The following is a 19,957-nucleotide window of genomic DNA, read 5'->3' as shown; positions in this document are numbered from 1 at the left end:
CCCGGCTAGTTCCGTTCCGAGTGCGGCGTGGCGGGGCGGGCCAGCCACGACAGGACGTCCGGCAGCACGTTGAACGCCGCGAAGTGCGCCGACCCCGGCTGGACGACGACGGTCGAGGACGGGATCCGGTCGGCCAGCCAGCGGGAGTGCCCGGCGGGGGAGAAGGTGTCGTTCGCGCCGTGCCACAGCATGGTCGGGACGACGATGTCGCCGAGCTCGAACCCCCACGGCGCGCAGAACGCGAGCAGGTCGTCGATCCAGCCGTCGGCGGACGTCCGGAACGCCTCCTGGAACGTCTCCAGCAGCAGCCTGCGCATCCCGGACTCCAGGACGACGCGCCGGTCCGACTGGGTCAGCTCGGCGAAGAGGTTCGCGACGTGCCGCGCCGGGTCCGCCCGGATCCGGTCGGCGATGGACCGCAGCCGGTCGGCGATGAGCGGCCCCTGCCCCCGGACGGCCATGTACTCCCTGGTGTTGGACGCCGCCATCCCCTCGAACCAGTCCAGGCCCTCCGCCTCGGCGGGCGCGAGGCCGACCAGGGCGGCGGCGCGGGTGGCGCGGCCGGGCAGCAGCGCCGCGCAGGCGAGCGCGTGCGGGCCGCCGCCGGACCGGCCGAGGACGGCGAACCGCTCCAGGTCGAGGACGTCGGCGAGCAGCCGCACGTCGTCGGCGATGTCGGCGACGACGCGTCCGCGCCGGCGGCCGGAGAGCCCGTAGCCGGGACGGTCGAAGCTGATGAGCCGGATCCCGCGCTGGTACAGGACCATGGGGCGCGGGATGGGGCCGAGCCTGCTGCCGGGCGTGCCGTGCAGGAGGAAGACGGGAAAACCGGTCGGGACCCCCCATTCGTCCACGGCGAGTTCTCGTCCGTCCGCCGTGGAAACGACCCTCGTCAAGACAGTCCTCCGTTCTCCGGATCCCCGGAGCGCACCGGCGCGTAACCGTCCCCTGTCCCCGCTTCTAACTGATCAGCTCCACACGCGTCAACCCGGCGGGTCACACCCACTGTGCGCAGAATTGTTGACAATTTGGGCGACAAGGGTGAGGGTGTGGGGCCATGAGCGACGACACCCCGTCCAGCCCCCTGCTCGTGATCAGCGCCCATGCGGGTGACTTCGTCTGGCGCGCCGCCGGCGCGATCGCCCTGGCCGCCTCGCGCGGCGACCGCGCGAAGGTCGTCTGCCTCAGCTACGGCGAGCGCGGCGAGTCCGCGCGGGCATGGCGCGAGGGCCGGGGCCTGGACGAGATCAAGGCGCTGCGGCGCGGCGAGGCGGAGGCCGCGGCGGCGGAGCTCGGCGCGGAGATCGAGTTCCTGGACGCCGGCGACTACCCGCTGCGGGAGACGCCGGAGCTGGTGGACCGGCTCGTCCGGGCGTACCGGGAGTTCGAGCCGGCGGTCGTCCTCACGCACACGCTGGCCGACCCGTACAACGGCGACCATCCGGCGGCGGCGCGGATGGCGTTGCAGGCGCGGGTGCTGGCGCAGGCGATCGGGTACGACGCGCCCGGCGACCCGCTCGGCGCGCCGCCGGTGTTCTTCTTCGAGCCGCACCAGCCGGAGCAGTGCGACTTCAAACCGGACGTGCTGCTCGACATCACGCCGGTGTTCGAGCGGAAGCGGAAGGCGATGGAGTGCCTGCCCGCGCAGGTCCACATGTGGGAGTACTACACCGAGCTGGCGAAGCGGCGGGGCGTGCAGCTCAAGCGCAACGCGGGCCCGAACCTCGGGCTCCCGCACGACACGATGGCCGAGGCGTACGTCCGGCTGTACCCGCAGACGACGGCGGTGCTGGCGTGAGGACGGTCGTCGTCACGAACCCGCCCCGCGCCGACGCCACCCTTGTGGACGCGCTCGCCGGGCACGGGGTCGCGACCGTCCACGAGGCCATGGGCCGGTCGGGCTATCTCGGGCCGTCGATCCGTCCGGTGCACCTGGGGTCCCGGATCGGTGGCTCGGCGGTGACGGTGCTGTCCTGGCCGGGCGACAACCTGATGATCCATGTCGCGGTGGAGCAGTGCCGTCCCGGTGACGTGCTGGTCGTGGCGACCACGTCGCCGTCCACGGACGGGATGTTCGGCGAGCTGTTCGCCACCGCGCTCCAGCACCGGGGCGTGCGCGGGCTCGTCATCGACGCCGGGGTGCGGGACGTCGCCGAACTGCACGCGATGGGCTTCCCGGTGTGGTCGGCCGCCGTCAGCGCGCAGGGGACGGTGAAGGCGACGCCCGGCTCCGTGAACGTCCCGGTGACGATCGGCGGGCAGGTGATCAGGCCGGGCGACACGATCCTCGCCGACGACGACGGGGTGCTGTGCGTGCCGCGCGAGGACGCGGCGAGCGCGGTCGCCGCCGCCCGGGCCCGTGCCGCGAAGGAGGAGGCCACGCGGGAGGCGTTCCGGCGCGGCGAGCTGGGCCTCGACCGCTACGGGCTCCGCGCCCGGCTCCCCGAGCTGGGCATCGAATACGTGGAATACGAGGGCTCATGAGCGACGGCGTGCGCTGCATGATCATGCGCGGCGGGACGTCCAAGGGCGCCTACTTCCTGGCGGACGACCTGCCGCCCGCCGCCCCCGACCGCGACGACCTGCTGCTGCGCGCCATGGGCACGCCCGACCCCCGCCAGATCGACGGGATCGGCGGCGCGCACCCGCTGACCAGCAAGGTCGCCGTCGTGTCCCGCTCGGACGCGCCGGACGCCGACGTCGACTACCTGTTCCTCCAGCTCGGCGTGGAGGAGCCGACCGTCACCGACCGGCAGAACTGCGGGAACATCCTCGCGGGCATCGGCCCGTTCGCCGTCGAGCGCGGGCTGGTCGAGGCGGACGGCGAGCGCACGAGCGTCCGCGTCCGCATGGTCAACTCGGACGGCCTCGCCACCGCGACCTTCCCGACGCCCGGCGGGGCCGTCGACTACGACGGCGACACCGCGATCTCCGGCGTCCCCGGCACCGCCGCCCCGATCCTCCTGGATTTCGCCGGGACGGCAGGATCGTCCTGCGGGGCGCTGCTGCCCACGGGCCGTCCCCGCGACGTGATCGACGGCATCGAGGTGACCTGCGTCGACAACGGGATGCCGGTGGTCGTGGCGGCCGCGTCCTCCTTCGGCGTCACCGGCTACGAGCCCCCGGACGACCTGGCCCGCCTGCGCGACCGCGTCCAGTCCCTGCGGCTCCGGGCCGGGGAGCTGATGGGCCTCGGCGACGTCTCGGACGCCTCAGTGCCGAAGACGACCCTCGTCGCGCCGCCCCGCGACGGCGGCATGATCTGCACGCGCACGTTCATCCCGCTGCGCGTCCACGCCTCGATCGGCGTGCTCGGCGCCGTCACCGTCGCCACCGCGCTCCTCATCGACGGCGCGGTCGGCCGCGACCTCGCCGAGTTCCCGCCGCCGGGCGAGCCGATGAGCATCGAGCACCCCACGGGCCGCCTGGACGTGGCGGTCGACCTCGACGGCGCGTCCGTCCGGCGCGCGGGCGTCGTCCGCACGGCCCGGAAACTCTTCGACGGCACAGTCTTCCCCCGGAGCCGCACATGAGCATCAAGCATGAGATCGCGCACGTCGCGCACGTCGAGCTGCTGACGCCCGAGCCGGAGAAGAGCCTGTGGTTCTTCACCCGCGTCATGGGCCTCACCGAGAACGGGTCCGAAGGCGACTCGGTATACCTCCGGACCTGGGACGACTACGAGCACCACACGCTGAAGCTCACCGCGCACAGCACGTCCGGCATCCGGCGGACGGGCCTGCGCGCGTCCTCCCAGGAGGCGCTCGACCGGCGCGTCAGGGCCATCGACGACGCGGGCCTCGGCCTCGGCTGGCGCGACGGCGACCCCGGCCTCGGCCCGACCTACGTGTTCCGCGACCCCGACGGCCACGAGCTGGAGATCTACTGGGAGTCGGAGTGGTACCGGGCGCCGCCGGAGCTGGCGCCGTCGCTGAAGAACCAGGCGCAGGCGTACCCGGCGCTCGGCGTGTGCGTCCGCCGCCTCGACCACGTCAACTTCCTCGCCGCCGACGTCGAGCCGTCGACCGACTTCCTGCGCGACGTCCTCGGCGGCCACCCCACCGAGCAGATCCGCCTGGACGACGGCGCCATCGCCGGACGCTGGGTCACCTTCACCAACAAGTCGTACGACCTCGTCTACACCCGCGACTGGACGCGCAGCCACGGCCGCCTGCACCACATCGCGTTCGCCACCGACACCCGCGAGGACATCCTCCGCGCCGCCGACATCTTCCTCGACAACGGCGTCTTCATCGAGACGGGCCCGCACAAGCACGCCATTCAGCAGACGTTCTTCCTCTACGTCTACGAGCCGGGCGGAAACCGCGTCGAACTCTGCAACCCGTGCGCCCGCCTCATCCTGGCCCCCGACTGGAAGACCATCACCTGGACCGAGGCCGAACGCGCCAAGGGCCAGGCGTGGGGCCTGAAGACGATCGAGTCCTTCCACACCCACGGAACCCCGCCCGTCGATTCCCGATAGGGACCTCTTTCCTCCTCCGCGGAAAACCCTTGGCGCCGGCCGGTTCTCCGCGGCTACGGTGCGCTTGCCGCAAAAGGGACGATCTTGTCCGGCGGCGGTCGTCGTCCGAGAGCGAAGGAGGACTCCCGATGACAACCACATTTCTTGCACTTCCCAAGGTTCGCAACATCGGGATCATGGCGCACATCGACGCCGGGAAGACGACGACCGCCGAGCGCATCCTGTTCTTCACCGGCGTGTCCCGCCGCATCGGCGAGGTGCACGACGGCGCCGCCGCGCTCGACTTCCTGAAACAGGAGCGCGACCGCGGCATCACGATCACGTCCGCCGCCACCACCTGCCACTGGACGGTCGACGGCGCCGAGCACACGATCAACCTGATCGACACGCCGGGTCACGTCGACTTCGGCATCGAGGTCGAGCGGTGCCTGCGCGTCCTCGACGGCGCCGTGGCGGTGTTCGACGGCGTCGCGGGCGTCGAGCCGCAGTCGGAGACGGTGTGGCGGCAGGCCGACCGGTACGGCGTGCCGCGGATCTGCTTCGTCAACAAGCTCGACCGGGCCGGCGCCGACTTCCACCGCTGCGTGGACATGATCCGCGAGCGGCTCGGGGCCGTCCCGCTGGTCATGCAGCTGCCGATCGGGTCCGAGGACGGGTTCGAGGGCGTCGCCGACCTCGTGTCCGGGCGGGCGCACGTCTGGCCGGACGACGACCACATCGTCGTGGACGTCCCGTCCGGCATGGCCGCGGACGTCCGGCGATGGCGCGCCGCGCTCGTCGAGACGGTCGCCGAGCACGACGAGGCGTTCATGGAGCTGTACCTGGGCGGCGCCGAGCCGTCTCAGGAGCAGCTGCATGCGGCGATCCGGAGGCTCACGGTCGCGTCCGCGGTGACGCCGGTGTTCTGCGGCAGCGCGTTCAAGAACAAGGGCGTCCAGCCCCTCTTGGACGCGGTCGTCCGCTACCTGCCGTCCCCGCTCGACGTCGCGACCGCTCCGGACGACGGCGCCCCGCTCGCCGCGCTCGCCTTCAAGATCATGAGCGACCGGTATCTGGGGCGGCTCACGTTCGTCCGGATCTACGCGGGACGGCTCGTCTCCGGCGCCCCGGTGCTGAACAGCGTCAAGGCCGCCAGGGAGCGGATCGGCAAGATCTACCGCGTCCACGCGGGCGACCGGGAGGAGATCGAGTCGGCGGGCGCGGGCGACATCGTCGCGGTCATGGGCCTCAAGCGGACCACGACCGGCGAGACGCTGTGCGACGAGGCGCATCCCGTGATCCTGGAGTCGATGGACTTCCCGGACCCGGTGATCGAGGTCGCGGTCGAGCCGAGGTCGAAGGGCGACGCCGACAAGCTGGGCGCCGCGATCCGGCGCCTGGCGGAGGAGGACCCGTCCTTCCGGGTGCGCGAGGACGGCGGCCAGACCGTCATCGGCGGCATGGGCGAACTCCATCTGGAGATCCTCGTCGACCGGATGAAGGAGGAGTTCGACGTCGAGGCCAACGTCGGACGGCCGCGCGTCGCCTACCGCGAGACCGTCCGGCGCCGGGTGGACAAGGTCGGCCACCTGCACCGCAAGCAGTCGGGAGGAAAGGGCCAGTACGCGAAGGTGCAGATCACCGTCGAGCCGATCGCGGACGGGTACGAGTTCGTCAACCGGGTCACCGGCGGGCGGATCCCGAAGGAGTTCGTCCCGTCCGTGGACGCGGGCTGCCAGGACGCGATGCAGACCGGCGTCCTCGCGGGCCACGAGCTGACGGGCGTGCGGGTCACGCTGCTGGACGGCGACTTCCACCCCGTCGACTCGTCCGAGCTCGCGTTCCGGATCGCCGGTTCGATGGCGTTCAAGGAGGCCGTCCGCCGTGCGTCCCCGGTGCTGCTCGAACCGGTGATGGCCGTCGAGGCCACCACCCCGGGGGAGCATCTCGGCGCGGTCATCGGCGACCTGAACGCCCGGCGCGGCCGGGTGGAGGGCGGCGGTGAACGCGGCGGCGCACGGGTCGTCAACGCCCTGGTGCCGCTGGCGGAGATGTTCGGCTATGTCGGCGATCTTCGCAGCATGACGTCGGGCCGCGGCGTGTTCACGATGCGGTTCGACTCGTACGCCGAGGTCCCGCCCTCGGTCGCCCAGAAGATCATCGCCACCGGATGAGCCCGGGCCGGGGGCCGCACACCGCGTGCGGCCCCCGGCAGGCGCGCCCGATCCGCCGCCCCCGCACAAACCCGCGCGCCGTTATTTGTGCGGCGCACGGCCGGACGCGGCGGCGCCCCCGGCGCTAGTCTCGGCCGGGTCGGGACGTCCGATCCCGCCGATCCGCGAGGGGGAGTCCGCAGGTGTTCGAGTCCGTGCTCGTGGCGAACCGCGGGGAGATCGCCGGCCGGATCGTCCACACCGCCCGCGCCATGGGCGTGAAGGCCATCGCCGTGCACTCGGACGCCGACGCCGACCTCCCGTTCGTCGCGGAGGCGGACGAGGCCGTCCTCATCGGCCCCGCCGACCCCGTCCGCAGCTACCTGAACGTCCCGGCGATCCTGGAGGCCGCGCACCGGACGAACGCGCGGGCCGTCCACCCCGGGCACGGGTTCCTCGCCGAGGACGCCGAGTTCGCCCGCGCCGTCGCCGAGCGCGGCCTCGTCTGGGTCGGCCCGCCGCCGCTCGCCGCCGCCCGGATGGGCGACAAGATCAACGCCCGCAACCTGATGAAGGAGGCGGGCGTCCCCGTCGCGCCCGGTGTGTGGGAGCCCGTCCCGGACGCCGAGACCGCCGTCGAGGAGGCGGAGCGCATCGGCTACCCGGTGATGGTGAAGCCCGCCGCCGGCGGTGGCGGCATCGGCCTGGCCGCCGCCCGCGACGAGGCGGGCCTGCGCGCGGCGTACGCGACGGCCCGCGCCCACGCCGAACGCCTCTTCGGGCACGGCGACGTCCTCCTCGAACGGTACGTGGAGGGCGCCCGGCACGTCGACGTGCAGATCCTCGGCCTCGCGGACGGGACCGTCCTCGCGCTCGGCGAGCGGGACTGCTCCGTCCAGCGCCGCCACCAGAAGGTCGCGGGCGAGACCCCGTCGCCCGGCGTCGCCCCGGAGCTGCGCGACCGGATGCTCGCCGCCGCCGTCCGCGCGGGCGAGGCGGTCGGCTACCGCGGCGCCGGCGCCGTCGAATGCCTCGTCGACCCCGCCGCGCAGGAGTTCTACTTCCTGGAGATGAGCACCCGCCTCCCGGCCGGGCACCCGATCACCGAGCTGGTCACCGGCATCGACCTGGTCGAACAGCAGTTCCGCATCGCCGTCGGCGAGCCCGTCTCGTTCACGGACGCGTCCTCGCACGGCCACGCCGTCGAATTCCGCGTCCTCGCCGAAGATCCGCAGCATTTCCGTCCCGCGACCGGCGAGATCACGGTGTGGGAGGAGCCGGTCGGCGACGGCATCCGCATCGACGCCGGATACGCCGAGGGCACCACCGTCACACCCCACTACGACCCGCTGCTCGCCACGCTGAGCGTCCACGGCGACGACCGGGACCACGCGCTGCGCCGCGCCCGCGCCGCCGTCGACGCGTTCCGCATCGAGGGGCCGCGCACCAACCTCGCGTTCCTGCGCGAGCTGCTCGACCGTCCCGAGTTCGCGGACGGAACCTACGACACCGGGCTCGTCAGCCGCATGCGCGCCCCCCGCTGAAAGGACCGGCCGTGGAGACCTACTGCGACCGCTGCGGCGACCCCGCCGCGGGCGGCGACCACGCCGCCTGCCGCGCCGCCCGCGAGATGGAGCCGCCCCGCTACTGCCCGCGCTGCCGCCGCCGCATGATCGTCCAGGTCACGCCCCTGGGCTGGACGGCCCGCTGCTCCCAGCACGGCGCCCTGGACGGCAAGCCCGCGTCCTAGAGGGCGAGCGCGTAGGTCAGCAGGTCCACGCCGGGCGCGGGCGCCCAGTCGCGGTCCGGCGTGCGGACGAACCCCATCCGCTCGTACAGGCGATGCGCGTCGTCCATGTTCCGCTGCGTGGACAGTCGCAGCCCGCCGAGCCTCGCGGCGCGAGCCCGCGACACGCACTCCAGCACCATGGCGCGCCCGGCCCCTCTGCCGCGCGCCTTCTCCCGGACGGCGAGCATCCGGAACTCCGCCTCGTCAGGCCCGGCCAGCTCGGCGTAGGGGCTGCCCGGCGGGCAGTACGCCACGGCCCCGCCGACCTCGCCGCCGATCTCGGCGACGAGCAGCTCGGACTTCTCGGCGCGTCCGGCGGCGTCCCGGAGCGTGCTCACATACGGGGACGCGGCCGACACCAGCCCGCCCGCGACGTACACCTCAACGGTCAGTTCCCCGATCAGCTCATACTCGTCCGCCCGCGCTTCGCGGACGATCACCGCCTCAGACACCGAACCAGGCTATCCGCAACTATCAATGACAAGTCCGGCAGCCCGCGGCCGGAGCGGTCAGGTGATGTCCTTGCAGGTGGACTCGGCGGGGAGGAGGGGGCGCAACCGCACGGAGTACGTCTTGCCTTCGCTGCGCCAGGTGACGTCCGGCTTGGTGGCGGGCACCTTCTCGGCCGGCGCCAGCGTGCAGATGGCGCCCGCCGCCTGCTCGCCCTCGCCCAGCGGCCCGAGCGGCCACTTCTTGACGGTGCCGCCGCTCGTCTCGCCCGCCAGGACGGCCGTCTTCGACGGTTCGTACGGCCTGGGCGGAGCGGCCTGGTCGGACGGCGCCCACCCGTTCGGGTCGAGGCGCTTCAGGAACGCCGCCTCCGGCCCGCCCTGGGACTCGGGCTGGACGATCCGGGTCGTCGCGTCGCCCATGGTGAACACGATGGTGATCGCGTCCATGATCTGCTGGTCGGAGCCGACCATGTGGGTGCGGCCGAGGCCCGCCTTGCGCGCCTCGTCCTGGAGCCGCTGGAGCGCCTCCGGCTTGAGGCGGTACTCCGTCAGCGCGGCCTGCGGGCCGTCGGCCGCGACGATCGCGCGCCCGGTGGAGTAGAGGGAGAAGTCGGGGACGCTGCCAGGGCCGCCGAAGCCCGCGATGCCGCCCGTCTTGCGCCAGCGCAAGACGAGCTTCTCACCGGCGGGGGAGTCGCCGGCGGGGGAGGTGGCGGGGGACGCGGACGTGGAGGGCGCGGGGGACGACGGCGACGGCCCGGCCGTCTCCGATCCGCCGCCGCAGGAGGAGGTCAGCGCCGCGCAGACCGCGACGACGGACACCGACACCCAGCGGGAACGTGTGTAGGGACCGGCCATGACGCTTGGACGCCCCCGCGCCCGATCCGGTTCCGCCGCCGACAAATTCCGGCGCCGAAGACTGTGGGGTCCGGCGGGCGTCCCCGCCCCGGGCCCGCGCTAGGGTGCCGCTTTGTGAGTGTTGTCGTGGTCACCGGGACGTGCACGGGAGTGGGGAAGACCGTCGTCACCGCGGCGCTGGCCGCGGTCGCCGCCGTGCGCGGCGCGTCCGTCGCCGTCGTCAAGCCGGGCCAGACCGGCGTCCGCGACGGCGAGCCCGGCGACCTGGACGAGGTGCGGCGGCTCGCCGGCCTCGACGACGTGCACGAGTTCGCCCGGTTCCCCGACCCGCTGTCGCCCGCCGCGGCGGCCCGGCGCGCGGGCGTCCCGCCCCTGCGGCTGGCGGACGTGGCCAAGCGCGTCCGGGACCTGTCCGCCGACCGCCGGCTGGTGCTGATCGAGGGGGCGGGCGGCCTCCTCGTCCGCTACGACGACGAGGGCGCCACGATCGCCGACCTGGCCCGCTGGCTCGGCGCCGCCGCGGTCGTGGTGACCCGTCCGGACCTCGGCACCCTCAACCACACCGCGCTGACGCTGGAGGCGATGGCGCACCGCGGCGTGCAGCTCGCCGGCGTCGTCGTCGGCGCGTGGCCGGACGACCCGGACCTCGCGATGCGCAGCAACGTCCGCGACCTGGAAACGATCGCGGCTCGACCGCTGTCGGGTGTAATGCCCGCGGGGGCCGGTGCGCTGGACCCGGCGGAGTTCCTCCTGGCCGCGCACCGCGGCCTGGCCCCCTCGTTCGGCGGCTCGTTCGACGCAGCCGCGTTCCGCGACAGCCACGGCCTCGACAAGGAGTAACACGTGACCGACATCCTCGAAGTCGCCCGCCGCCAGGTCCTGGACGAGGGCAAGGGGCTCTCGGCCGAGCAGGTCCTGCGCTGCCTGACCCTCCCCGACGACCGGCTGGACGACCTGCTCGCGCTGGCCCACGAGGTGCGGGTGCGCTGGTGCGGCCCGGAGGTCGAGGTCGAGGGCATCGTGTCGCTGAAGACGGGCGGCTGCCCCGAGGACTGCCACTTCTGCTCCCAGTCCGGCAAGTTCGAGTCGCCGGTCCGCTCCGTGTGGCTGAACATCCCGGAACTGGTCGAGGCGGCGAAGGAGACCGCGAAGACCGGCGCGACGGAGTTCTGCATCGTCGCCGCCGTCCGCGGCCCGGACGAGCGCCTGATGTCGCAGGTCCGCGACGGCATCAAGGCGATCAACGACGCCGTCGAGATCAACATCGCGTGCTCGCTCGGCATGCTCACCCAGGAACAGGTGGACGAGCTGGCCGCGATGGGCGTCCATCGCTACAACCACAACCTGGAGACGGCCCGCTCCCATTTCCCGAACGTGGTCACCACCCACTCGTGGGAGGAGCGCTGGGAATCCCTCCGCATGGTGAAGGACGCCGGAATGGAGGTGTGCTGCGGCGGCATCGTCGGCATGGGCGAAACGATCGAGCAACGCGCCGAATTCGCCGCCCAGCTGGCCGACCTGGACCCCGACGAGGTTCCCCTGAACTTCCTGGCGCCCCGTCCCGGCACCCCGTTCGCCGACTTCCCCCTGGTCGAAGGCACGGAAGCGCTGAAAACAATCGCCGCGTTCCGCCTGGCCCTGCCCCGCACCATCCTCCGCTACGCCGGCGGCCGCGAACTCACCCTCGGCGACCTCGGCACCCGCGACGGCATGCTCGGCGGCATCAACGCCATCATCGTCGGCAACTACCTGACAACCCTGGGCCGCCCCGCCGAAAAAGACCTGGAACTCCTCACCAACCTCCAAATGCCCATCAAGGCCCTGAGCCAGACCCTGTGATTCCAGGACGGACGCGCGGCCTCATCGGCCGCGCGTTCACACGATGTGAATCATGTGCTCCTGGATAATGCGCCGAACGTGGTCGAGCACGACCTTCCCGTCCACACCGTCTGCCCACGAGATGCCGACCTCGGTGAGATCCTCCTCGTCCTGGTGATCGAGGACCTCGATGCGGGCCTCCTCCGGCAGAAAGAGGTGCTCCCGAATTTCCTCCACGGTCATGTCGCGGGGATCCACGGGGTAGACCACGCCGTTCATAACGATCTTGGTCCGCTGGTCGACCGTCGTCGCCATGGGGGGGATCCTGGCCGGTTCCCGCCCTATCGCTTCCACGGCTGCCACCGGCTGGTGTCGATCTCGACGTTGAAGGGCTCCGGCAGCTCGATCGTCTCCCCGAACGCCCAGGACTCCCGGTGCAGGTAGGCGCCCGTCGACCGGTCGGGGATGGAGTGGAGGGTCGTCCTGGCCTCCTTCGGCGACCGGTCGACGACCAGGTAGTAGGGAATCTCGACGCCGGCGTAGCCGGACCACTTGTTCTTCGCCAGTCGTCGCCCCCCGGTCGGCGGGCGATCCTGCTCCGAATTGCTGGGAGAGGTGACTTCGATCGCGAGCTCGATCTCGTCCGGCACGAGACCGAAAGCCAGGGCCTCGTTGGCCGCCTCGAGGAGATCCTTCTGCAGTACGAGAAGGTCGGGGATATATGCCTGGTGCGCGCTCTCTTGGCAGAGGTTGACGACTTGTATGGCCTCCCAGGTGAATTCGGGATCCTTCAACGATGCGAAGGTGAAGGCCTGACTGATGCGTCCAAGGATGAACGCGTGCGGCACGCCCGGCGCCGGCGACACGACGATCTGACCCCCGATGATCTCGACCCGCAGGCCCTCGAACGGAAGATCGAGAAGGTCGTCCACTTCGCCGCGCACCCACATGCCGTACAGCGTGTCGTCGGACACGTCATCGAGGCTGGAAATTACGGTCTTCGTCACGTTTTGCGACCTTTCCCTCACGATCTGCTCCCGGTCATCGTAGAGAAGGGTTGTACCCAGCGTAGCCGGATCCTTCGAACTTGTGGTCGAAGGATCCGGGCGCGGCCGCAGTGGTACCGAGGGTCAGCGGCGGAGGCGGGTGATGAATTTGTAGCGGTCGCCTCGGTAGAGGGACTGGGCCCATTCGACGGGCTGGCCGGTGGTGTCGAAGGCGTGCCGGGAGAGGAGGAGCATGGGGAGGCCGACGTCCACGCCGAGGAGTTGCGCGTCGTGCGGGGTGGCGAGGACGGTCTCGATCGTCTCCTCGGCCTCGGTCAGGTGGACGTCGTATGCCGTGGCCAGCGTCTCGTACAGGGAGCGGTGGCGGGGGAGTTCGCGGCGCAGGCCGGGGAAGCGGCGGGCGGGGAGGTGCGAGGTGTCGATGGACATGGGCTCGCCGTCCGCGAGGCGGAGCCGGTGGACGCGCAGGACGCGCCCGCCCGGGCGGATGCAGAGGAGGGTGGCGAGGCGCTCGTCGGCGCTGACGTAGCCGGCCTCCAGGATGCGGGTCTCGGGGCGCAGGCCGTGGTGCCGCATGTCCTCGGTGTAGCTGACGAGCTGGAGCTCCTGGGACACCTTCGGCTTGGCGACGAACGTGCCCTTGCCCTGGATGCGCTGCAGGCGTCCCTCGACGACGAGTTCGGCGAGGGCCTGCCGGACGGTCGTGCGGGACGTCTCGTACTTCTCCGCGAGGGTCCGCTCGGGCGGCAGCGGGCTGCCGGGCGGCAGGGACTGGATCAGCTCGACGAGGAGTTCCTTGAGCTTGTAGTACTTGGGGATGCGCGGTGCCTGGTTCGGGTGGCGCTTACCGACGTCGCCGAGTGAGGCCCGGTCGTAGCCGTGCTCGAATCCGCCCCCGTGCCGGGGCCCGCCCCTGACCTCCGTCACGGCATCTCCTCACGTTCATCATCGGTTTCCCCGATGTTATGTGTGAAGACTACGACCGGTAGAGCATGCGATCTTCGCCAGGGCCTCTTCCAGGCGCGTGAGCTCCGGCTCCGCCAGCGTGGCACGCGCGGTGAGGCGGAGGCAGGCCCGTCCCTTGGGGACGGACGGCGGCCGGAAGCACCCCACCCGGAACCCGTTCTCCGCGCAGACCTCCGCGGCCCGGAGGGCGGCGTGCGGTTCGCCGAGGAACACCGGGACGACGGCGGCGGCCGGGACGGCGGTCTCCAGGCCGGATCCGGCCGCGAGGTCGGAGATGCGGCGGGCGCGTGCGCGGGCGCGTCCGGGCAGGGCGGGGTCGGTTTCGAGGACGTCGAGCGCGGCGAGCGCGGAGCCGGCGGCGGGCGGGTTCAGGCCGGTGTCGAAGATGAACGACCGGCCGGTGTCGATCAAGGTGTCGATCACCTCGGGGGCGCCGAGGACGGCGCCGCCCTGGGACGCCAGGGACTTCGACAGCGTGACGGTGAGGATCACGTCCGGTTCGCCCGCGAGACCGGCGGCGTGGGCGGCGCCGCGGCCGTGGTCGCCGACGACGCCGAGCGCGTGCGCCTCGTCGATCACCAGCAGGGCGCCGTGCGTCCGGACGGCGGCGTGCAGGGCCCGCAGCGGGGCGAGGTCGCCGTCCACGGAGAACACGGCGTCGGTGACGACGATCGCGTGGTCCTCGTCGCGGTCGGCGAGGGCCTGCTCGACGGCGGCGGTGTCGCGGTGCGGGACGATCACGACGCGGGAGCGCGACAGGCGGCACGCGTCCACCAGCGAGGCATGGTTGACCTGGTCGGACACGACGAGCGTGCCGGGTCCGGCGAGGGCGGTGACGGCGCCGAGGTTGGCGAGGAAGCCGGAGGAGAAGGCGAGCCCGGCGGCGCTGCCGGTGAACGCGGCGAGCCGCCGGTCCAGCTCGGCGTGCAGCTCCGTCGTGCCGGTGACGAGGCGGGAGCCGGTGGAGCCGGTGCCCCACTCGCGGGCGGCGGCGACCGCGCCCTCGACCAGGCGGGGGTCGCCCGCCAGCCCGAGATAGTCGTTGGACGCCAGGTCGGCGAGCCCGCCGGTCCCGGCGGGGCGGGGACGGAGCGTCCGGCGCAGCCCGGCGTCGGCGCGCCGGGCCGCCGCGTCCCTGAGCCTGGCCAGGGGGTCACGTGGCGCGGTCATGCGGTGCATCCTGCCAGGTTGCGCGCCGGGCGGGGGAAGGGCCCGGGCACCAAAGCCCATCGGCGATGATGGTGGCGTGCCTACCTTGACCGATCTCGTCCGCGATCACAGCGATCTGACCGAGGACGATCTGGAGTGGCTGCACGCGCTGGTGTCCGACTGGCAGCTCCTCGCCGACCTGTCGTTCGCGGACCTGCTGCTCTGGGTGCCGCTCAGGTCGGCGGACGCGCTGCCCGCCGACCGCGTCCGGCGGCCCCTGCCGGACACGGGCGCCGCCGTCCCGGGCTGGGTGGCGATCGCGCAGATGCGGCCGACGACCGGGCCGACCGCCTACCCGGAGGACCTGGTCGGCAAGGTCGTCCGGACGGGACGGCGCGGGCTGATCGACGTGGCGTGGCGGGAGCAGCGGATCGTCCGGGAGGGCGACCCGGAGTGGGGCAGCGGCATTCCCGTCCGGGAGGAGTCGATCCCGGTGCGGCGCGGCGCGAAGGTCCTCGGCGTGATCCAGCGGAGCACGAACCTCAGCTCGGCCCGCACGCCGAGCCGCCTTGAGCTGACCTACCTGCAGAGCGCCAGCGACCTCGCGACGATGATCTGCGAGGGGACGTTCCCGGCGCCGGGCGAGGAGCCGAACATGGTCCGCTCGCCCCGCGTCGGCGACGGGCTGATGCGGCTGGACCGCACCGGCCGGGTCACCTACGCCAGCCCGAACGCGCAGTCGGCGTACCGGCGGCTCGGCTACCCGGCCGACCTGGTCGGGGAGTCGCTCGGGCAGATCACCGCCGACCTGTGCGACACGGGGGAGCCGATGGAGGAGGCGCTGAGCGTCGTCCTGTCCGGCCGGGCGCCCCGCGAGGTGGAGGTGGAGTCGCACGGGTCGATCATGCAGCTGCGGACGATCCCGCTGGTCGTCACCGGGACGCGGATCGCCGCGATCGTCCTGTGCCGGGACGTCACCGAGCTGCGCTGGCGCGACCGGGAGCTGCTGACCAAGGACGCCACCATCCGGGAGATCCACCACCGGGTGAAGAACAACCTGCAGACGGTCGCGGCTCTGCTGCGGCTCCAGGCGCGGCGGCTGCAGATCCCGGAGGGCCGGGCGGCGCTGGACGAGGCCGTCCGCCGCGTCGGGTCCATCGCGATCGTGCACGAGACGCTGTCGCACACCCCCGACGAGCTGATCGACTTCGACGACATCGCGGACCGGGTGATCACGATGGCGGGGGAGGTGTCGACGCCGGAGACCAAGGTCACGCCGAAGCGGAGCGGCAGTTTCGGCGTCCTGCCCGCCGAGGTCGCCACGCCGCTGGCGATGGCGCTCACCGAGCTGCTCCAGAACGCCCTGGAGCACGGCCTGACCAACCGCTTCGGGACGCTGGAGGTCGTCGCGCACCGCTACGGCGAGGGCGAGGAGCCCCGCGACCCGGGCGGCGTCTCCGTCTGGGGCGACTGGCCGGGGGCGGACGAGCACGCGCGCGTCGTCCCGGAGGAGGGCCCGGGCACGGGCCGCCGCCTCGTCACGGTGGTCGCCGACGACGGCGTGGGCCTCCCCGGGGACTTCGACGTGGAGAGCAGCAACAGCCTGGGTCTCCAGATCGTCCGGACGCTGATCGTCGGAGAGCTGGGCGGCCACCTCGACTTCCGCCCCCGCGAGGGCGGCGGCACCGAGGTCGTCGTCGACATCCCCCTAGGCGACGCCCAGTCCTCCCGCCGCCAACCGTCCCAGGGCACCTGACGCGGTCTAAGGCCTATGGGCGGAGAAGGAGAGGACGGGACCGGCTAAAGACCGGCGCGGGCGCGGGCGCGGGAGGCGCGGCGTTTGAGGGCGCGGCGCTCGTCTTCGCCCATGCCGCCCCAGACGCCCGAGTCCTGGCCGGACTCCAGCGCCCAGCGCAGGCAGGCGTCGGTGACGTCGCAGCGGCGGCACACCTGCTTGGCCTCTTCGATCTGCAGGATCGCGGGTCCGGTGTTGCCGATCGGGAAGAACAGCTCGGGGTCCACGTCACGGCAGGCTGCGCGGTGGCGCCAGTCCATGCGGTCCACTCCTTCGTCAGGTGGTGGAGAGACTCCACTCTTGTGAACGGTTTCACATGTCGAAAACACCCAGGTGGCGGTGGCCAGGTCCAGGGGTGAATGTTCGGCGGCGCTGCGAGACGGAGACCGGCGTCGTCGGGGTCCCTTGTCGGCTGGCGCACTTTGAGCGTGTCAGGGGGGCGCGGGCAGACGCAAGACCTTTGAGAAAGGATTCTCAAAGTATGGATGTCGCATGTGTCACATCCGTGGGTCGGGCGTGTTACTTGGCTCTCACCTGGCACCCCGAACGGTCTCAAATGACGATGCGGATTGCCTTCGGGACCGACCGGAACGTCACGCTGCGCTGTTCGCCAAGGTAGTCGCCGTCCAGCTGAAAGGCCATCGGGCGCTCCGCGCGCAATGTGACCTCCGCCGCATCGTGCACGTTCACCACGTGCCGTCCCTGCACTGGACGGGCACGGGCGGTGAGCATCTGCGCCACCGCGCCGAGCGTCGGGCCGACGTCCAGGGAACGGATGCCGAACACGTCCAGGCCGCGCGAGAAGTTGGCCTTCGGACTCGGATTCACCGGGAGGCGTCCCATGAAAGTCCAAGGCGATGTATTGGAGATGAACGCAAGGAACAGTCCAGTTTTCGGCGGACGCCCCGGCTGTTCCAAAGTGAGGGCCGGACGCCGCCTGTCGGTGCCGGAGAAGAAATGCCGGAGCGCCGTCTGGACGTACAGCGAGTTGTAGGCGGTGGCCCCGGCAGCGCGCCTGCGCTCGACCTCCCGGACGACCTCGGCGTCCAGCCCGACCCCCGCGCAGAACGTGAAGTAGCGCTCCGTGCCGCCCGGATGGGACGCCGTGCCGAGCCCGATCGTGCGGTGCCGTCCCGCGCGCAGCGCTTCCAGGACCGCCTTCGTCGCGCCGATCGGGTCGCCCGGCAGGCCGAGCGTGCGGGCGAAGACGTTGGTGCTGCCGGTCGGGAGGACCGCCAGCGCCGGGAGATCGGGGGACGGGCCGTGGGCGAGCAGCCCGTTGACGGCCTCGTTCACCGTCCCGTCGCCGCCGAGCGTGATCACGACGTCGTAGCCGTCCACGGCCGCCTGCCGGGACAGCTCGGTGGCGTGGCCGCGATGACCGGTCTCGGCGAGGACCAGGTCGAGATCGCCGGTGAACGCCCGCATCAGGATGTCGCGGGCGCGCCGGGAGGTGGAGGTCGCCTTGGGGTTGGCGATGAGCATGGCGCGCACGGCGTCAGGGTATCGATCGTTCCGGATGCGTTCGCCCGGTGTTGCCCCACCATTTCGCCAGGCCGCCGAGAACCGGGCTGGGGGCATGATCCACGGGCGGGGCCGAGTAGGGTCTCTGGTTGTGTCCAAGCGTCCCATCACCGTGCAGGCCGCCGCCGCCCTCGAGGCCGTGGAGGGCGCCGCAGCCGTCGGGTTCGGCGTGTACACCGGCGTGGAGACGGCCGCCGGCGCCGCCGTCGACCCGGCCAGCGCGATCGGGGTCACCGTCCTCGCGCTCGCCGGCGGGCTCGGCATGCTCGCGTGCGCCCGCGGGCTGTGGCGCGCCGACCAGTGGAGCCGCGCCCCCGCGGTGCTGACGCAGCTGTTCGCGCTGCCGGTCGCGTGGTCGCTGTGGCAGAGCGAGCGTCCGGAGATCGCGATCCCGATGGCGGTGGTGGGCGTCCTCGCGCTGATCGCCGTGCTCAGCCCGCCGAGCACCGCCTGGCTGATCACCGATCATGACGAGGACGACGTCCAGGAGGACGATGGCGCCGCGGGCGACGATGCCGAGCCCGCGCCGCAAGGCCCGAGCGAGCCGCGGTCCCTGGGGCAGCGCCTCAAGGACCGCCTGAAGGAACAACCCACCAAGGATTGACCGTCCTCCAGCCCCACACCGGCTACTCGTCGGCGGTGAGGCCCTCGCGGAGTTGGGCGAGGGTGCGGGCGAGCAGCCGGGACACGTGCATCTGGGAGATGCCGAGCTCGGCGGCGATCTGCGACTGGGTCATGTTGCCGAAGAACCGCAGCAGCAGGATCTTCTTCTCGCGGGCGGGGAGCTTCTCCAGCAGCGGCTTCAGGGACTCGCGGTACTCGACGCCTTCCAGCGACTCGTCCACCATGCCGAGGGAGTCGGCCACGGCGGGAGCGTCCTCGTCGCCGGAGTCGGGCGCGTCCAGGGAGACGGTGGAGTAGGCGTTGGCGGACTCCAGGCCCTCCAGCACCTCCTCCTCGCTCATCTGCAGGTGCGCGGCCAGCTCGCTGACGGTCGGGGCGCGGCCCTCCCGCTGGGCGAGGTCGCTGATCGCCTTGGTCAGCGACAGCTTCAGCTCCTGCAGCCGGCGCGGGACGCGCACCGCCCAGCCCTTGTCGCGGAAGTGCCGTTTGATCTCGCCGACGATGGTGGGCGTGGCGTAGGTGGAGAACTCCACGCCGCGCTCGAGGTCGAACCGGTCGATCGACTTGATCAGCCCGATCGTGGCGACCTGGATCAGGTCGTCCAGCCACTCGCCGCGGTTGCGGAAGCGGCGGGCGAGGTACTCCACCAGCGGCAGGTGCAGCTCCACGAGCTGGTCGCGGATGCGCTGGCGCTCGGGGTCGCCGTCGGGAAGCTCGGCGAGGCGCTCGAACAGGCCGCGGGCGCGGGCGCGGTCCGGTACCGCGCTCTCGGACCGCTCGCTGCTCGCGCCGGCGATCGTCGTCTTCTCTGTCACGGGGCCCCCGCCGAACCGCGGCGCTTCTGCAGCGTCACGGTGACCCGGTCGTCGGCCCCGACCTGCGCGTCGACCTCGCCCGCCAGCGACGACAGGACGGTCCAGGCGAAGGTGTCGCGGCTCGGCACCTCGCCGTCCACGGTCAGCACGGACACGGAGATGCGCATGGCCTCGCCGGTCAGCTCGAACTCGCAGACCAGGTCCGTCCCCGGGAGGGCCTGGGCGAGCAGCATCGCGCACGCCTCGTCGACGGCGATGCGCAGGTCTTCTATCTCGTCCAGCGTGAAGTCCAGCCTGGCCGCGAGCCCGGCGGTCGCCGTCCGCAGGACGGACAGGTAGGCGCTCGCGGCGGGCAGCTTGACCGTCACCACGTCGCGGACGGACAACTTCGTACTGGTCGGCATTGCAGCGGTTTCCTCGGTCACGTCACTCCCTCGCAGGATGGTCCCGCTGCTTCCGAAACTACCGCCTGCGAGCCCCTGTGCGAGACTTCGCCGCGCGTGGCTTTCTCACCAATGTCCGCGGGGACGTGAAAGGACGCGATC

At 72.1% G+C, this 19,957-nt stretch carries 23 protein-coding genes; 12 read left to right on the top strand and 11 right to left on the bottom strand.

The genetic code is table 11. From position 1 onward, the window contains the following. Positions 1–5: 5 nt before the first annotated feature. Positions 6–896: an alpha/beta fold hydrolase gene (locus tag ACH35V_RS35135; protein ID WP_395979175.1), complete on the bottom strand. Its 891-nt coding sequence runs from the start codon at positions 894–896 to the stop codon at positions 6–8. Between the two features lie 161 nt (positions 897–1,057). On the opposite strand from ACH35V_RS35135, the gene ACH35V_RS35130 reads away from it, so the two are divergent. The 7 genes from ACH35V_RS35130 (at position 1,058) to ACH35V_RS35100 (ending at position 8,365) form a co-directional block, all read left to right on the top strand. Continuing rightward, positions 1,058–1,798 carry a PIG-L deacetylase family protein gene (locus ACH35V_RS35130; protein ID WP_395979174.1) on the top strand — a complete coding sequence of 247 codons (741 nt, stop codon included), beginning with the start codon at positions 1,058–1,060 and terminating at the stop codon, positions 1,796–1,798. Further along, entirely contained in the window at positions 1,795–2,484 is a 690-nt protein-coding gene (locus ACH35V_RS35125) for a 4-carboxy-4-hydroxy-2-oxoadipate aldolase/oxaloacetate decarboxylase (RefSeq protein ID WP_395979173.1), read from the top strand. The genes ACH35V_RS35130 and ACH35V_RS35125 overlap by 4 nt, the downstream gene beginning before the upstream one ends. Beyond that, positions 2,481–3,533 carry a 4-oxalomesaconate tautomerase gene (locus ACH35V_RS35120; protein WP_395979172.1) on the top strand — a complete coding sequence of 351 codons (1,053 nt, stop codon included), beginning with the start codon at positions 2,481–2,483 and terminating at the stop codon, positions 3,531–3,533. The genes ACH35V_RS35125 and ACH35V_RS35120 overlap by 4 nt, the downstream gene beginning before the upstream one ends. Then, the gene (locus ACH35V_RS35115; protein ID WP_395979171.1) at positions 3,530–4,483 is read left to right on the top strand and encodes a catechol 2,3-dioxygenase; all 954 of its coding nucleotides are present in this window, start codon (positions 3,530–3,532) and stop codon (positions 4,481–4,483) included. The genes ACH35V_RS35120 and ACH35V_RS35115 overlap by 4 nt, the downstream gene beginning before the upstream one ends. Before the next feature lie 128 nt (positions 4,484–4,611). Then, positions 4,612–6,636 carry an elongation factor G gene (gene fusA, locus ACH35V_RS35110; protein ID WP_395979170.1) on the top strand — a complete coding sequence of 675 codons (2,025 nt, stop codon included), beginning with the start codon at positions 4,612–4,614 and terminating at the stop codon, positions 6,634–6,636. Between the two features lie 182 nt (positions 6,637–6,818). Then, positions 6,819–8,159 (top strand): acetyl/propionyl/methylcrotonyl-CoA carboxylase subunit alpha, encoded by a 1,341-nt coding sequence (locus ACH35V_RS35105; protein ID WP_395979169.1) that lies wholly within the window; start codon positions 6,819–6,821, stop codon positions 8,157–8,159. A gap of 11 nt (positions 8,160–8,170) precedes the next feature. Next, entirely contained in the window at positions 8,171–8,365 is a 195-nt protein-coding gene (locus ACH35V_RS35100; protein WP_395979168.1) for a hypothetical protein, read from the top strand. On the opposite strand, the gene ACH35V_RS35095 is transcribed toward ACH35V_RS35100, so the two are convergent. After that, positions 8,362–8,856, bottom strand: coding sequence for a GNAT family N-acetyltransferase (locus ACH35V_RS35095; protein WP_395979167.1), 495 nt, complete (start codon positions 8,854–8,856; stop codon positions 8,362–8,364). The two genes, ACH35V_RS35100 and ACH35V_RS35095, sit on opposite strands and share 4 nt — an antisense overlap. A gap of 57 nt (positions 8,857–8,913) precedes the next feature. Then, the gene (locus ACH35V_RS35090) at positions 8,914–9,525 is read right to left on the bottom strand and encodes a hypothetical protein (RefSeq protein WP_395979166.1); all 612 of its coding nucleotides are present in this window, start codon (positions 9,523–9,525) and stop codon (positions 8,914–8,916) included. Between ACH35V_RS35090 and ACH35V_RS35085 the strand changes: the two genes are divergently transcribed. The 3 genes from ACH35V_RS35085 to bioB all read left to right on the top strand — a co-directional run bounded on the left by ACH35V_RS35085 (position 9,500) and on the right by bioB (position 11,553). Beyond that, positions 9,500–9,703 carry a hypothetical protein gene (locus ACH35V_RS35085; RefSeq protein WP_395979165.1) on the top strand — a complete coding sequence of 68 codons (204 nt, stop codon included), beginning with the start codon at positions 9,500–9,502 and terminating at the stop codon, positions 9,701–9,703. The genes ACH35V_RS35090 and ACH35V_RS35085 overlap by 26 nt on opposite strands. Before the next feature lie 125 nt (positions 9,704–9,828). After that, positions 9,829–10,554 carry a dethiobiotin synthase gene (bioD, locus tag ACH35V_RS35080; RefSeq protein WP_395979164.1) on the top strand — a complete coding sequence of 242 codons (726 nt, stop codon included), beginning with the start codon at positions 9,829–9,831 and terminating at the stop codon, positions 10,552–10,554. 3 nt (positions 10,555–10,557) lie between these two features. Continuing rightward, positions 10,558–11,553, top strand: coding sequence for a biotin synthase BioB (gene bioB / locus ACH35V_RS35075; protein WP_395979163.1), 996 nt, complete (start codon positions 10,558–10,560; stop codon positions 11,551–11,553). Between the two features lie 36 nt (positions 11,554–11,589). On the opposite strand, the gene ACH35V_RS35070 is transcribed toward bioB, so the two are convergent. The 4 genes from ACH35V_RS35070 to ACH35V_RS35055 all read right to left on the bottom strand — a co-directional run bounded on the left by ACH35V_RS35070 (position 11,590) and on the right by ACH35V_RS35055 (position 14,675). Continuing rightward, positions 11,590–11,847, bottom strand: coding sequence for a hypothetical protein (locus ACH35V_RS35070; protein ID WP_395979162.1), 258 nt, complete (start codon positions 11,845–11,847; stop codon positions 11,590–11,592). A gap of 26 nt (positions 11,848–11,873) precedes the next feature. Then, a complete protein-coding gene (locus ACH35V_RS35065) occupies positions 11,874–12,506 on the bottom strand; it encodes a Uma2 family endonuclease (protein ID WP_395979161.1) in 633 nt (210 codons plus the stop codon). 156 nt (positions 12,507–12,662) lie between these two features. Further along, entirely contained in the window at positions 12,663–13,466 is an 804-nt protein-coding gene (locus ACH35V_RS35060; protein ID WP_230421355.1) for a GntR family transcriptional regulator, read from the bottom strand. Positions 13,467–13,502: 36 nt separating this feature from the next. Next, a complete protein-coding gene (locus tag ACH35V_RS35055; RefSeq protein ID WP_395979160.1) occupies positions 13,503–14,675 on the bottom strand; it encodes an 8-amino-7-oxononanoate synthase in 1,173 nt (390 codons plus the stop codon). 76 nt (positions 14,676–14,751) lie between these two features. On the opposite strand from ACH35V_RS35055, the gene ACH35V_RS35050 reads away from it, so the two are divergent. Next, positions 14,752–16,410, top strand: coding sequence for a histidine kinase N-terminal domain-containing protein (locus ACH35V_RS35050; protein WP_395979159.1), 1,659 nt, complete (start codon positions 14,752–14,754; stop codon positions 16,408–16,410). 44 nt (positions 16,411–16,454) lie between these two features. Here ACH35V_RS35050 and ACH35V_RS35045 read toward each other — a convergent pair whose 3' ends face one another. Together ACH35V_RS35045 and ACH35V_RS35040 are read right to left on the bottom strand one after the other, a co-directional pair. Beyond that, positions 16,455–16,709 carry a WhiB family transcriptional regulator gene (locus ACH35V_RS35045; RefSeq protein WP_131963414.1) on the bottom strand — a complete coding sequence of 85 codons (255 nt, stop codon included), beginning with the start codon at positions 16,707–16,709 and terminating at the stop codon, positions 16,455–16,457. Positions 16,710–17,001: 292 nt separating this feature from the next. Continuing rightward, positions 17,002–17,934 carry a diacylglycerol/lipid kinase family protein gene (locus tag ACH35V_RS35040; RefSeq protein ID WP_395979243.1) on the bottom strand — a complete coding sequence of 311 codons (933 nt, stop codon included), beginning with the start codon at positions 17,932–17,934 and terminating at the stop codon, positions 17,002–17,004. 130 nt (positions 17,935–18,064) lie between these two features. Between ACH35V_RS35040 and ACH35V_RS35035 the strand changes: the two genes are divergently transcribed. Continuing rightward, positions 18,065–18,577, top strand: a complete 513-nt coding sequence (locus ACH35V_RS35035; RefSeq protein WP_395979158.1) for a hypothetical protein — start codon at positions 18,065–18,067, stop codon at positions 18,575–18,577. Positions 18,578–18,599: 22 nt separating this feature from the next. Here ACH35V_RS35035 and ACH35V_RS35030 read toward each other — a convergent pair whose 3' ends face one another. Further along, entirely contained in the window at positions 18,600–19,412 is an 813-nt protein-coding gene (locus ACH35V_RS35030; protein ID WP_395979157.1) for an RNA polymerase sigma factor SigF, read from the bottom strand. Continuing rightward, on the bottom strand, positions 19,409–19,837 hold the full coding sequence (locus ACH35V_RS35025) for an anti-sigma factor (RefSeq protein ID WP_131963416.1): 429 nt from the start codon (positions 19,835–19,837) through the stop codon (positions 19,409–19,411). The genes ACH35V_RS35030 and ACH35V_RS35025 overlap by 4 nt, the downstream gene beginning before the upstream one ends. Positions 19,838–19,957: the final 120 nt, after the last annotated feature.

It is taken from the genome of Actinomadura sp. 1N219, assembly GCF_044326405.1.
GTDB lineage: Bacteria > Actinomycetota > Actinomycetes > Streptosporangiales > Streptosporangiaceae > Spirillospora.
This window is presented reverse-complemented; position numbering and strand designations above follow the sequence as displayed.

Excerpts from the sequence above, each read along its gene's own strand:
- ACH35V_RS35130 (WP_395979174.1), top strand. The coding sequence starts at position 1,058 with ATGAGCGACGACACCCCGTCCAGCCCCCTGCTCGTGATCAGCGCCCAT.
- ACH35V_RS35120 (WP_395979172.1), top strand. The coding sequence starts at position 2,481 with ATGAGCGACGGCGTGCGCTGCATGATCATGCGCGGCGGGACGTCCAAG.
- ACH35V_RS35115 (WP_395979171.1), top strand. The coding sequence starts at position 3,530 with ATGAGCATCAAGCATGAGATCGCGCACGTCGCGCACGTCGAGCTGCTG.
- fusA (WP_395979170.1), top strand. The coding sequence starts at position 4,612 with ATGACAACCACATTTCTTGCACTTCCCAAGGTTCGCAACATCGGGATC.
- ACH35V_RS35085 (WP_395979165.1), top strand. The coding sequence starts at position 9,500 with ATGCCGCCCGTCTTGCGCCAGCGCAAGACGAGCTTCTCACCGGCGGGG.
- ACH35V_RS35070 (WP_395979162.1), bottom strand. The coding sequence starts at position 11,847 with ATGGCGACGACGGTCGACCAGCGGACCAAGATCGTTATGAACGGCGTG.
- ACH35V_RS35055 (WP_395979160.1), bottom strand. The coding sequence starts at position 14,675 with ATGACCGCGCCACGTGACCCCCTGGCCAGGCTCAGGGACGCGGCGGCC.
- ACH35V_RS35045 (WP_131963414.1), bottom strand. The coding sequence starts at position 16,709 with ATGGACTGGCGCCACCGCGCAGCCTGCCGTGACGTGGACCCCGAGCTG.
- ACH35V_RS35040 (WP_395979243.1), bottom strand. The coding sequence starts at position 17,934 with ATGCTCATCGCCAACCCCAAGGCGACCTCCACCTCCCGGCGCGCCCGC.